Annotated in this window: 13 protein-coding genes; 2 read left to right on the forward strand and 11 right to left on the reverse strand. The window is 59.6% G+C overall.

Annotation, left to right across the window (positions count from 1 at the left end; all coding sequences use genetic code 11):
* The 10 genes from RHM62_RS04205 to RHM62_RS04250 all read right to left on the reverse strand — a co-directional run bounded on the left by RHM62_RS04205 (position 1) and on the right by RHM62_RS04250 (position 9,794).
* Positions 1-369, reverse strand: a complete 369-nt coding sequence (locus tag RHM62_RS04205) for a lytic transglycosylase domain-containing protein (RefSeq protein WP_322124314.1) — start codon at positions 367-369, stop codon at positions 1-3.
* A 73-nt stretch (positions 370-442) separates the two neighbouring features.
* Positions 443-1,888: a shufflon system plasmid conjugative transfer pilus tip adhesin PilV gene (gene pilV / locus RHM62_RS04210; protein WP_322124315.1), complete on the reverse strand. Its 1,446-nt coding sequence runs from the start codon at positions 1,886-1,888 to the stop codon at positions 443-445.
* A 6-nt stretch (positions 1,889-1,894) separates the two neighbouring features.
* The gene (gene pilM, locus RHM62_RS04215) at positions 1,895-2,368 is read right to left on the reverse strand and encodes a type IV pilus biogenesis protein PilM (RefSeq protein WP_322124316.1); all 474 of its coding nucleotides are present in this window, start codon (positions 2,366-2,368) and stop codon (positions 1,895-1,897) included.
* 24 nt (positions 2,369-2,392) lie between these two features.
* Positions 2,393-2,944, reverse strand: a complete 552-nt coding sequence (locus RHM62_RS04220) for a type 4 pilus major pilin (RefSeq protein ID WP_322124317.1) — start codon at positions 2,942-2,944, stop codon at positions 2,393-2,395.
* Between the two features lie 44 nt (positions 2,945-2,988).
* On the reverse strand, positions 2,989-4,065 hold the full coding sequence (locus tag RHM62_RS04225) for a type II secretion system F family protein (protein ID WP_322124318.1): 1,077 nt from the start codon (positions 4,063-4,065) through the stop codon (positions 2,989-2,991).
* 1 nt (position 4,066) lies between these two features.
* The gene (locus tag RHM62_RS04230) at positions 4,067-5,677 is read right to left on the reverse strand and encodes a GspE/PulE family protein (protein ID WP_322124319.1); all 1,611 of its coding nucleotides are present in this window, start codon (positions 5,675-5,677) and stop codon (positions 4,067-4,069) included.
* Positions 5,674-6,216 (reverse strand): type IV pilus biogenesis protein PilP, encoded by a 543-nt coding sequence (pilP, locus tag RHM62_RS04235; protein ID WP_322124320.1) that lies wholly within the window; start codon positions 6,214-6,216, stop codon positions 5,674-5,676. Before pilP ends, RHM62_RS04230 begins: the two co-directional genes overlap by 4 nt.
* Positions 6,206-7,501, reverse strand: a complete 1,296-nt coding sequence (gene pilO2, locus RHM62_RS04240) for a type 4b pilus protein PilO2 (protein WP_322124321.1) — start codon at positions 7,499-7,501, stop codon at positions 6,206-6,208. Before pilO2 ends, pilP begins: the two co-directional genes overlap by 11 nt.
* Positions 7,502-7,503: 2 nt before the next feature.
* Positions 7,504-9,111 (reverse strand): PilN family type IVB pilus formation outer membrane protein, encoded by a 1,608-nt coding sequence (locus tag RHM62_RS04245; RefSeq protein WP_322124322.1) that lies wholly within the window; start codon positions 9,109-9,111, stop codon positions 7,504-7,506.
* On the reverse strand, positions 9,108-9,794 hold the full coding sequence (locus RHM62_RS04250) for a toxin co-regulated pilus biosynthesis Q family protein (RefSeq protein ID WP_322124323.1): 687 nt from the start codon (positions 9,792-9,794) through the stop codon (positions 9,108-9,110). The genes RHM62_RS04245 and RHM62_RS04250 overlap by 4 nt, the downstream gene beginning before the upstream one ends.
* Positions 9,795-10,104: 310 nt before the next feature.
* On the opposite strand from RHM62_RS04250, the gene RHM62_RS04255 reads away from it, so the two are divergent.
* Positions 10,105-11,364 (forward strand): diguanylate cyclase, encoded by a 1,260-nt coding sequence (locus RHM62_RS04255; protein ID WP_322124324.1) that lies wholly within the window; start codon positions 10,105-10,107, stop codon positions 11,362-11,364.
* A 75-nt stretch (positions 11,365-11,439) separates the two neighbouring features.
* A complete protein-coding gene (locus RHM62_RS04260) occupies positions 11,440-12,168 on the forward strand; it encodes a pyridoxine 5'-phosphate synthase (RefSeq protein WP_322124325.1) in 729 nt (242 codons plus the stop codon).
* Between the two features lie 14 nt (positions 12,169-12,182).
* Here RHM62_RS04260 and RHM62_RS04265 read toward each other — a convergent pair whose 3' ends face one another.
* Positions 12,183-12,692, reverse strand: a complete 510-nt coding sequence (locus RHM62_RS04265) for a hypothetical protein (RefSeq protein ID WP_322124326.1) — start codon at positions 12,690-12,692, stop codon at positions 12,183-12,185.
* Positions 12,693-12,949: the final 257 nt, after the last annotated feature.

The raw sequence follows: 12,949 nt of genomic DNA on the forward strand, positions 1-12,949 counted from the left end.
TCAGCGCGGCAAGTTGCGATATACCCGTTGCGCATACGCGGCGCGCTGAACGGGACGACTGGAGTTATAGGCACCAACGGCTTCCCACGAATTGCCGAGGCGCTGCATGTTTTGCGACAGGATCCACGCGCCGACATGGATGCTGGTGCAGGGATCGCGCAATTGCTGTTCGCTGATGCCGTAGCGGCTCAGCAGCGGAAACCAGCGGCTGTTGATCTGCATCAGGCCGAGGTCGTAGGAACCGTCGCGGTTGCGGTTGATGGCATCGGGATTCATGCTCGATTCGGTCCGGGCGATGGCTACCAGCATGGCCGGATTCACGGCGTAGCGCTGAGCGGCTTCTTGCCAGCACGCATGGGCGGGTGTCATGGCGAACCAGACGAGGGAGACCACAACGGGGATGACATCTATCCATCTGCAGAGCGTTGAGTACATATCGGGTTCAGGGTGGCGTAGTGGTGTTGTTCAGGTAGACAAAATGTCCCGATTCGCTACCTGGAACGGTACTGTCCGCATGGCACATCATCGTGATGTAATTGAAATCAACGATCAACGTGCCGGGTGGCTTGATAAGCGCGGGGCTGCCATCTGGCATGACTGTGGGCACATTGCACGGGCTTCCGACAGCGACTTGTTCGTACATGGACAGATTCGCTGTGCCAACGATGCCCATCACGCGGGCGTTTTGCTGGACAACCAGAGTGCCGTCCATGCGCAAGTCACCTTTCATGGTGAGATTGCCATTTGCCGGTGCGATGCCAGTAAGGGCCAAATTGCCACCCATGTTCAGACCACCTGCCAGCGTCTGGGTGCCTCCCACGGTCAAATTTCCTGGCATGGTCAGATTGCCATTTGCCGGGGCGGTCCCTGTCATGGCGACATTGCCTCCAACGGCAACGTTATTGACATTGTTCAGGTCGCCATTCTGGTCTAGTCCGAGCGGTACCCAATTGCCCAAGTTATCCCGCACGAAAGCGCGCCCCGTATCCAGCGTAGCGACCACGTCGCCCGGTGCAGCGATAGGCGGCAACAACGCGTAGCTGCCCACCGGTGCTTTCCAGCTGGACGGTTCAGTCCAGGTATTGCCAATACAGGTCAGCAGGTGGCCAATGCTATCCATGGCCAGTGCAAGGTCAGCTCCGCAACCGACAGTGCCGGCCACCTTGATGGCTGCACCTGTCATGCCGATGGGTGTGGACATCTGGTTCAACCCCGGCGACCCGGCCACATTTTTTCGATATAGAAAATCAGCCCCTGATTGACCCGAGCCATAGAACAGGGCCGTCGCCAGATTGCCATTGGTCGCCGCAGGGCGGCCCGGACAATTGGAGCCGATGAAATCACTCAGCCTGGGCGCTGGCGCCACCGCGGTTTCGTCCAGTAGCCAGCTACCGTAGGCGCCACGCGCGATTAGTCCGGATGCCGGCACATTCGGGGTGACGTAGGTAATAGCGCCACCGCCGGTGCCGGCGTTGGCCGCTACGTAGCCGATATCTGCGTCGGGAATTGCGACGCCGCCCTCGGTGACGAGCAGCACTTCGAGTTGTGTTGCGGTGTTCTTGCGGATCAGCATGCAGGGTGTTTGCTGGTAGATATTCTGCGCTGCAAAGCTGGGGGGCAAATAGCCCGAACCCTGCAGCGTGGCCAGTGGCACGGCCGCGGTGGTACCGACTGGATTGGGAGAAGCGAGCAGCGTGGAGTAATTGTCGTCGAGGTAGCGTGCTGCCGCACTGGCAAAGGTAGCCTGATGCTGGGCCGTTTGCTGGCCTTTGGCATCTTGCAGTGAGCTGTCCATGATGGTGGTCAGTCCGAGCAGCATGAACATGCCGATGGCCAGTGCAGCCATTAATTCGAGCAGTGAAAATCCGCGTTGCGGTTGTCGTTTCATGGTGTATCAGTCCCGATGGGCGAGCCAGATGGCGGCACCGTTGGTGATGCCAGCCGGTAGCGCCGGCAGCGGTACCTGGTCGGCGCTGGTTGCGCCGGGTGCCTCAATCCTGCCGGTTAAGGTGTTGGCGCGGCCTGCCAATACCGAACCCTGTGCCAACACGGCGATCCCTTTGATCAGGCCGGGTGGACTGATGCCGATCGAGTACACGGCGACTGTGCCGTCCGTAAGGACGGCATTGCTCCACTGGGGTGGGGTCAGTGCGGCATAACCGGCCGGAAAAACGGGTACCGCGACTTCGCCCGCGTAAGCGGAATTGGCATTGGCAAAATTGACTACCCCCGCGCGATAGCTCGCCATGTTGGCCGCAAACGACCTGACCCGCGCGGCATCCGCCACGCTGGCTAGCGCGATTTGCGAGGTGATCGATGCGTAACCGGTTAGCGACGCGATGATGGCGATGATGGCGATGATCCACATGGCGATACTCCTCTGGAGATGCGCCTAGTTTGAGGTCCACGTAATCGCATTGCCAGCTCCCCCAGCGACGGTACATTCCAGCGTCGCAGCAGCCGGTGTAGCCGGAAAAACAGTGATGCCACCGCCACCGCTGATGATGTTGGTCCAGCCTGACGATCCGCTGATCATGTTGATGCACGCGGCTTGTGGCACGGCCGTATATTGAATCGTGAAAGTGGCTCCTGTCCCGGTGACGGTGACATTGCCACCCCATCCATTGAGGACGGCCCCGGCGCCGCCTGCGGTAGAGATCGTGGCGGGGAAAACAAGCGCGCTGATAAGGGTCGCATTGAGTGACCCGGCGACATAACTGCCAGCCTGCCCCATGAAGAGCTTTCTCACGCCGGTACGAATCGAGATGACCTCTTCTGTCGCGCGGTTCGATTGCGCGCTGCTGAACGCTCCTGTGAGCAACGATACCGCGCCAAGGACCACGATCGCGGCAATGCCCAGGTAGGCAATTCCTTCAAGGAGCGATGCCCCGCGTTGATACCGGCTGATACGAGCTAGTGGGGAAAAGTGAACGACGGGTTTCATAATGATCTCCAATTAAACTCAGGTTAGGTTGAACTCGGCCAGCGTCAGCGCACCGCGCGCGTCATATTGGCAATTTCTTGCTGGATACCAAAAAATCCGGTCACCAGCCAGCTGATCACGACGGCCAGCAAGACAATAGCCACGCCATTGAGGACTTTCATTTGCAGCGAGATGGTCTCAACGCCGTCTTCCATCCATTCGTCGGCCAGTGTTTTCAGGGCCTGTGAAAATCCCTTGTATTCGGCATAGACACACAAGTCGTCGATCATTTCTTCGGAGGGGAACTGGTAGCCGGCGTTGCGCAATGCTTCACCGCAGTTCATGCCGGATTTCACGCCGAGGAGGGCACCGTCGAGCCGTTCGCGCAGCCACGGCTGAGCCATGTCGCTCAGGCGGATCAGTGATTTTTCAACGGTGATGCCGGCGTGCTGCAAGGCCGAAAAAGCCATCAGGAAGCCGCTACCGACTACCAGCCGGTAAATCGAATACGGTGCCACCCGGTCGATGACGACACGCAAGTTGCCGCACCAGCGCGGCATCGACCACAGCACCAGCACTGCCAGCATGATCAGCGCCAGCACGAACGGCAGCATCCAGTGCTGCACGAGCTGGGACATCACATGCAATGACTTGGCGGCACCATGCCAGGTGGCGGGGTCGATCACCTTGGCGAATTCCGGAATGACGCGGGTGCCGAAGATGTACAGGTAGCAAATGATCAGTACCAGGATCGCCACCGGATAGGTCAGGCCGGAAATAATCACGGCCTTGATTTTCTTGCCGGCCTGAACCACGTCGATGACGCTCAATAAGGTCGCTTCTAGCTGGCCGGCTTGTTCGCCGGCGCTGATGATCATGCGTTCGGTATCGGGTATCCAATACCCGAGCGCTTCGCCGAACATGCTGCCGTTTTGAACCAGACGGCGGCAATCATCAAGCACGATTGCCAGCGGCTCGTGGGGCTTGTCGCCATCCTGCGCGGCACGGTCGCGCAATTCCTCAAGGATCTTCAGCAAAGGCAAGCCGTTGGCCAGCATCTTCGAGACCTTGCGGTACAGGCGCAATCGGGTTCCTTCCGAAAATTGTAGTTTGGCCCATCGGCGGTTCAGGTCGAGTGGCATGTCAGGCTTTCTTGAGGGCGGTGGCCGGCTTGCCGTGCTGGTGCAACGGGACCAGGTGGCCAACAGTTTTTTCAGCCATACGCGGATCGATCAGCCCATCGGCGATCTTGGCAATGGCATGTTCGACCAGGGTCTGACCACCCAGCATGGCGCGCCAGTAAGCGATGGCGCCGAGCTTGTCTGCATGGCGCAGGTAGGTGCACAACTCGGCGTCCGGCAGAATCACTTCGGCGACCACGGTGCGGCCTATCGTGCCCTTGTTGCCGCAGGCTTTGCAGCCGGGACCGGTCAGGAATACCTGGGGCAGCTTGTTACCGACCGCTTTGTGCAGCCGCTCCGCCTGGGCGATTGTCAGTTCGCCAGCGTAGTCAACCAGGCGACGTTTGCAATGCGGGCACAGCAACTTGACCAGGCGCTGGCTGATCAGTCCGGTGATGACGGTGTGGTCCGCCGTCATCGCCAGCGGCAAGCCGAGGTCGACCAGCCGATCGATGATGGCCATGGCGCTGTTGGCATGTACGGTGGTCCAGACCTGATGCCCGGTCATGGCTGCGCGCAGTGCGCTTTGGGCCGAGGCACCATCGCGGATTTCACCGATCATGATGGTGTCGGGATCGAGCCGCATCGCGTTCGAGATCGCCGCCGAGAACAGGCGCGAGCGTTCGACTTCGCTGGTGGCATTGGTGACGGCGGTTTGAACCGCACCGGGGATCGGATACTCGACCGGGTCTTCGACAGTCAGTACATGCATCTTGCCCTGCGACTCGATCAGCTGGCCGCTCAGTACCCGTTGCAGCGTGGTCGATTTGCCCGAGCCGGTCGGTCCGCTGATGATGTTCATGCCGATCGGATGGTCTTTCAGGACCTGGATCAGGTTCGCATGTTCCTGCGTAAACCCGAGCGGACGCAAGTCGATGTGGTCACCGGCGTCGTTGTAGAGCAGGCGCAGGACCATCAGGTTGCCTTCGCTGGTGGGCGCGGTGGCGATGCGTACGCCGTAGAGCATGTCCGGCAATTTGTCGCGGTCGCCGATACTGGCATCCTGGCGTTCGGTCGGCTTGTAGGAATTGTCGGAGACGGCGGTCATCGCGCCATAGATCGTAGCCAGCAGGCGCTCGCCGTAGTCGCGGGTCTGGCTGCCGACCTTGACGAGGTCATTGTGAATGCGGAAATAGAAGTCGGTACTCAGTTTGTTGACCCGGATGTGAATATCCGATGCGCGCTCGCGGCAACCGCGTGCCAGCAAATCCTTGGCAGTGACTTGCATCACTGTGTGTTCCTGATGGCGCGATGTGTTGTCGCTGCCGCTGTTGCTGCCGCTGCGGTACAGGCGTCCGATGACTTCAATGGTACAAAACACGATGGCGAACGGCCGCTTCATGCGCTCCAGCCGCGCCCGGTACGATTGCACGTGGGCATTGAGCGCCTGGCCGCTGGCGATCAACAGGCGTCCATCGGACAGCAGGCACAGCAACTTGCGCTCCTCTTCGCTGGCCTCGAAGCTGCCGCTGATGCTCAGTATCGAGGCTGACATCAGGTCGACTGACGTGACAATGACCGGCTCCAAAGGCGGCGGCGGATCATCGTCGAATTGCTTGTAGCGCGTATTCATTTTGCGGGCACTTTGGCCGGCAGGCGCGGTACCGGCAAATAACCGGGTGGGGCGGCAGGTAGCGCAACCGTCGTCTGGACGGCACCCGAGGCAGCTGAAATCAGGGCAGCATTGCCTGGCAACAGGCGCACGCTGCGGCGGTGGTCGGCCGATACCGTGACTTCATTGGTCTTGATGGACAACACGCGCATCCCGTTAGGCAAAACATCGCCGGTGCGGACATCAATGCTGCTGCCGTTTTCAAATAACAGCGTGGCAAATACGTTATTGCCGATGCCTTCGATCGATTGCACGGTCGGGTCCCCCGGTGCGCCCGGACGGGCCGTCTGGTCGATACTGCTTTGCCGATTATTCAGGTCGGCTTGCAGTTGCAGGATTTTTGCCTTGATAACGAGCTGGCGTTCCTGGGCTTTCAGTACCAGCGTTTCGGCATCGATACGCGTGAGGGCGTCGGCGGTCGTTTCGCCACTGGCCCCATGGCACGGTTGCACAAATAACGGCAGGGCCAGTGCCAGACTACCGATCAGATTATTTCGCATAGACCACTCCTTCAATGAGCCAGTTACCGGCATTCCAGCTGATCCGGTCGAGTCGTACGCCCGGCTGTCCAAGTAACGGGCTGGCCATCAGTGGCGTCAGAACGCCCAGGTCAGCGCTCAGCGTGTAGGTTTTCCATTCGGGTTTCGGGGCAGGGGCAGGGGCTCCGGGGATGCCGGCCACCGGGGGCGGCGCCATTGTCGGTGGCACGATCGCTGCCATTTTTAAAACAATGCCCAGCGCCTGGCTGCGTTCCAGTAAATTACGCAGCACGATATCGGCGGCGAGCAGGACATCCTTGCCATTGGCTTTGAGCTCGATGGGCCCGGTGCTGGTGGCCTGGGTGCCGCTGATGGCGAGTACGGCAGAGGGTATTTTTTCAAGCAGGTAGCGTACGTTGGCACCGTTGCTGGTCCAGACGTAATCGGCTTTGTTCACCTGGCACTGGAATTGGTCGAGCTGCCAGCCACCTGCCGTCAACGGGTCGAGGCGGGCCTGGCAGGCCTTGGCAAAGTCCAGTGCCAGCGGTTTGGCCAGCCATGGTCGCTCGCTCGATTGGCGCGCGCCGGCGGCACTGAGCCGGGCTCTGGCGGCGGCCATCGCCAGTTCTTTTTCCTGTTCCTTTTTTTGATGCTGCTGAAAAAAATAGAGGCTTGTGCCTGCGACCAGCAACACACCTGCCGCGCCAGCGGCGATGGCAATGCCCGGCGGGATGGCCGTTTTGACCGGCCGCAACGAAGACCATTTACGGATGTGCAGCTGACCGTTTTTGCGCTTGGGCAGCAGGGTGTCTAACGTCTTGGCATTGAAATTATGGAAGCCGTACTGCTCCAGTTCGGGTTCGCCAATGACGACATTCCAGCCGCCCAGCGCATAGTCTCCCTGCAGGCGATCGAGCACATCCTCGCGACTGCCGGCGAAATCACCGTTGGGCAGGAAGTTGGCATCACGTACTGCGCAGTAGGCCCAGAGTTCATCGGGTAGCTTGAACGCACACAGCCAGTTGTGCACCGGTTGTTGATGGCCATCGTAGTGGGCACCTTCGATGGCGATGGTCTTCGAAATCACCGCCGCCAGTGACTGCTGTCCGCGTCGCGCACCCTCCTTCATGTTGGCGTAGCCGGCCTGAGCCATCGCCTGGTCTTTGCGCAGCACCACCAGATCGGCGTCGATCTTGAAGGCAAGCTGGCAAGCCTCTTTCCAGAAGTCGCGCGGACGCGACAGCGATTGCCAGAACAGACCGCAAACGAAGCGGGTCTTGCCGATCTGGAGTGTGTGGATGGACATGATCAGGAGGCCCGCATCGCGATCGGGGTAATCATGATCACGATGATTTCCTTGTTGCTGCCGGCGCCGAGACTGCCGCCCAGCAGCAGGTTGGCCGGTGTGCCGACGCCTCGCTGGTTCAGGTTGTCGTCGGTTTGCTCGAAGCCGCTGATGATGAGGGTTTCATTGGATTTCATGGCGACCCGCTGCAGGAAATTGCGGGTTTCGGTTTCCGGCGTTTCGATGGAGGCCGTGCTGCTGCTGACTGTGCGCAGCGAGCGCAGCGACGAGATATCGGTCGAGAATTGCAGGAGTACCGTGCCGTTATTGAGCACGTTTGGCAGGATCGACATATTGAAGCCGGTGGTGATGGTGCCTGGTGTCAGCGTGGTGGTACTGCCGACGTTGGGCGTTTGTGTCGTCTGCGAGGATTTCAGATACGACGTCTGCTTGGCCACCTGCACCGGTACCGGCTGGTTGTTGAGCGTGACGACCGAGGCCGAGGTTTCACGACGCACCTGACCCTGTTCGGAGAGTGCCTCGATCATCATGGCACTGCCGGCCAGTTTGCTCGTAGCGGTGTCGAGGATCGCCGCCGAGAACGCATTGGTATTGGCGACTTTGGCCAGCGAATTCGACAGGCCGTATTTGCGGGACAGTGTCTTGTACACCGCATCCCACTGGATGCCGTAATTGTCGCCGCGCGTCAGCGTCACTGCCAGGACTGTGACATTGACCATCACCTGGCGCGACAAGGCAAGATTTTCCTTGTCGATGAAGAGCGCAATACGTTCCAGGTTGTCGGGTGTATCCGAGACCGTGATCGAGCCGGTGGCGGGCGAGGCGACGACTTTGCCGTCAGCCGAGAGCATGATGCTGACGGCTTTTTCGATACTCGAATAGACCGACAGCGTGGACTTGACTGCCGTATTTTGCGAGTTGGTCGCATTGACGCTGCTGCCGCCGCCGCCGCCGCCGCCGCCGCCGCCGCCGCTGCCGGCATCCTGGCTGCCCGAGCTGGCGCCACTGGAGACGTTGGCCGTCAGTGCCGAGTCACCCGGTACTGCTGCGATCTGGAAAGTACGGGTATCTGTACGGAAAAACTGAATGGTGCCATTCGCGTATTTCCATGACACACCAAAGCGCGCTGCCGCGGTATCGAGCAAGCCCTTGAGGCTGCCACCTGAAAAATCGATCCGTATCGGTGCACTTTGCTGGACGGCCGGCATCGGCGACGGAGCGGCTTTCTGTGCTGCCGTCGCGTTTCCGGTTTGCCCCGCATTACTGGCGTCGGCCGCGATTTTGGTGGGAATGCCGGAGCGCAGGGTAATGCGCTCGGCGAATTCCGCCAGCGAATTCACGGATCGTTCGAAAGTGGTCGCTTGATTAAAGACCTGCGGTAGCGGCACCTGGCTGGTGCGTGCCAGGCTGCGACCTATCCAGATACCCGGATCATGCTGAATGGTCGGTGCTGTCAGACTGGGGGCGCCGTCAATCTTGCCCACGTCGCGCGTCAACGCAGAGGCGCGTTTTTCGCTGGCATTGACCCGTTCAGTGATGCCATTTTGCATGTTGCTGCATGCCGGAAGCAGCAACATGCTACTGAGGATGGCGAGCGAAGCATGGTTCATTGTTGCCCCCCTTTGGCGGTGATGCGCAGCACCCGGTTGCCTGCAAAAAAGGTCGCGGTGATTGGTATCTCGCTCGATTGCAGGCTGTTCGCCATCGCGGTGACGGCGTCTTCGAACGACCCGTTGATGCTGACGGCGGCCTCGATAGAGACATCCTGCGATAGTTCCCAGATTAGCTGCCAGCCGGCCGTCAGGGACCAGCGTGCAAGCGCGTTTTGCAGCGTCTTGTCGGCGGGTGTGGTGGTCCATGTCGTCATTGGAACAGCGGCTTGAAGTGGTTCGCCGGGCGGGCTTTCCGGATCCATGAATTGCTGTACGTCGGCACTGCGCAAGGACAGATTGAAGGCTGCGGGTGCTTCAATGCGCAGAAGCTCTCCGGTCACGCGCCACGAAAAATGGTAGTCCCTGGCTAACGCGTCCAGTACTTGCTGAGGGGGCAGGCTGACATTGCCGGTCACCCGGCCATTGATCCCGGGAGCGATACTGAGTTGCAGGTGTTGTGACTTGGCGAACTGTTGCAGCAATTTGTGCAGGTTGCGGTTCTTTGCGTGGTATTCGAATTGGGGTTTGTACCAACGGATGTCAGCATCTGCCAGCGCCGCGCCGGATAGACCGAACCCGATTGCGGCAATGAGCGTCGCAGCGACTACGCGTGCGGTAAATAACGATAGCCAAAATTGCATGACGATTCCCGGGAAGACGGTCTTGCGCTACCGCGATCGCGGGATACGTAATGACCAGCGTGTTAGGCAGAGTAAAAGATGATGCAACTACTAGTTGCTGACAGCTATTACTTTTAGTTTATTCTCGGGGTTTGAAAATTACAAACCTTTCCCAAGTGCGTTCCGGAAATGTTGATGGTGTTGTGCTAAACGGAAACACTGTTCTCCAAAGTACGCCAAAAATTCCGGCACGTTGCGATCGTTACTCTTGGTGAGTGTCATCATGATCCCCGGGGTCAACTTACTTAACACTTCAGGAAAGACTCGCCCTATGCCTGCTTGCTCCAGCCCGACCGTCTTGATTTACTTGTTCCATCCAAACGCTTTGCTGGCCAGAGATACGGCGTTGCAGATGGCACAGATTGGTTATCCGTTGACGGTCTTTGCCACGCTGGCCGAGTTGGTCGCTGCGACCGGGCGCCAGGCGCCGGCAATCGTGCTGGTCGATCTGGGCAAGGTGTCCGTCAACGCCGCGCTGCAGCAGGAGCTATTGCGTCTGCGTCAGCTCGGTAACTTCGGGTTGATATTGCTGTCCTCGCGCGGTAATTTCGAGGCGCGACTCAATGCCGTACAGGCAGGTGCTGATGCCTATTTCATCCGTCCGGTTGACCTGCTCATGCTGGGAAAGAAAATTGAAGCCCTGGTCCGGCATCGCGAACTGCCACCGTATCGGGTCATGCAGGTCAGTGAGGATGACCGTCATGCAGAGATATTGCGGCAGACCGGCATGGATGTTGTTTGTACTCACAAACCGGCGGAGTTGTTCAATCTGCTGGGTGCTTACCAACCGGAACTCATCGTGATCGCTGCTGAGCTGCAGGATTGCAGCGGCATCGATCTGATCCGCCTGATCCGCCAGAACGTCGCTTATCTGGATATTCCGGTCATCTGTATCGGTGGCCAGTCCGGTGACACGATGCATGTGCCGGCACTGATTGCCGGCGCCGATGATTATCTTGCCGCGACGATCGATGCCACGCATCTGGTTGCGACGGTCGCGGGAAGGGCCGAGCGCTACCGGGCGCTGCGCGGATTGATCATGCGCGATAGCCTGACCGGCTTGTACAACCACGCGGCGATCAAGGAATACCTGGTGCGCGAAATGTCACTGATTGAACGGCATGCGGCACCGTTGTCGATGGCCATGGTGGACCTGGATTTTTTCAAGAAGGTCAACGATACCTACGGCCATCCGGCCGGCGATCAGGTCATCCGTTCGCTGGCGCGTCTGTTACAGCAACGCTTGCGGCGTGGCGATATCATCGGGCGCTATGGCGGCGAGGAGTTTGTCATCGTCATGCCTGCGACGACCCGCGATGCAGCGGTTGCGGTACTGGCCGATATTGGCGTGGCCTTTGCGCAGATCCGGCAAAGCGCCGATGGAGCCGAGTTCAATTCGACGTTTTCTGCCGGTGTGGCCGAGGCGGGCGGTCATGCCGATGCCGGTTCGCTGCTACGCAGTGCTGACGCGGCGCTGTATCAGGCCAAGCATGCCGGACGTAATTGCGTGGTGGCGGCGAGTCCTTCCTGAGCAGGGCTGTTACCCTGTCGACTTGACGCGATGTATGCGCGTTTTATCCACGCTTGACGAGAAGTGAGTTTCCGCATGACCCAGCTATCCGTGAACATCAACAAGATCGCCCTGCTGCGCAATTCGCGTGGCCGCAATTATCCGGATGTATGTGCGTTTGCCGAGCGCTTCCTGCAACTCGGTGCCGACGGCATCACGCTGCATCCGCGGCCCGATCAGCGCCATGCCCGCTACACGGATGTCGCCGAATTGCAAGCCGTGACATCGGCGCACGGCAAGGAGCTCAATGTCGAAGGCTATCCCACTGCAGAGTTCATCGAGGTCGTGCGACGTGCACGCCCGGCGCAGTGCACGCTGGTGCCGGATAGTCCGGACCAGCTCACTTCCGACCATGGCTGGGATCTGGTGCGGGACGCCGGCATGCTGCGTCCGGTGATTGCTGCACTGAACGACGACGGTATCCGTGTCAGCCTGTTTGTCGATGTGAATAATCCGTTGCTGCCGCTGGCCCGTGAGCTGGGGGCGCAGCGGGTAGAGCTTTATACCGAGCCGTATGCAGAAACGTTCGGTAGCGCCCGGTCGGCACCGGTGCTTGAGCAATTCCGGGTCGCTGCGGCGCTCGCCGGACAAGCCGGGCTGGGTGTGAATGCCGGGCATGACTTAAATCTTGAAAATCTGGCTGACTTCCTGACCATTCCCGATATTCTCGAAGTATCGATCGGGCATGCGCTGATCGTTGAATGCCTCGAACTCGGCATGCCTGCCGTGCTGGCGCGTTATGTCGCGCTGGTCGCGGGTCGCTGAGGGCTGGTCACTTGCTATCGCAGCGTGCCAGCCGGATTGCGGCGAAGGAAGTCCTGGCGTGACAGCGTTGCCGATGCCCTGGACAGTGGCAGCGGGTCGCCTATCGGGACCGTCACGTAGGGTGAAATGCTGCCGGTGACGGAGTCTTCCATCTGATTTTTGTTTGCTACTTTCGGCTCGTGATCAAATTCTATCAGGCTGTTCGGATCGGTCGCGCTGCGGCGACGTGTTTCACTGCGTCGTCGAGGTGTCGGCAATACCGGTTTTTTTATATTGACGCTGAATGGTTTGCGGCGGTGTGTCGCAGGCCCCGGAAGATCGTCGCTGGCATACAGATGCATGAACCGGAGCTGGTTGCTTTGCCCCTGCGAGCGAGGTTCGACCGGTGCCGATGCAGCAAGTGCCAGTACGGGCATTCCTGGTCTATTAGGGTTGCGCTCCGCGACGTGTTGGACTGGTGCAAGGATGCGCTGATCTTGGGTCTGGTTTCTGATCGACATCTGCGCCAGCAGGAACGATTTCATGGACGATCCATCGTTCATGCGCAGACCAGGCTGGCGCTCGCCAGGTGCCGCCAGGGGCCTCACACGCGAGAGCGGGTCAGATCTCGACGCGGCCTGGGCGGTATCGAGTAGCATTCTGTCTGAAACAGGCACAGGCGAAGTCAGGACGGAGCGAACGGCAGAAATTCTCATGGCAATCTTCACTGAAAGTGGTCGCGGCTTGCACGATACGAGCCGTTTGGTCCGGTTCAGTGGTGTCAGTCAGCAAGCGGGTTCCG

Origin of the sequence: Actimicrobium sp. CCC2.4, from assembly GCF_034347385.1 — a bacterium.
Classification (GTDB): Bacteria; Pseudomonadota; Gammaproteobacteria; order Burkholderiales; family Burkholderiaceae_D; genus Actimicrobium.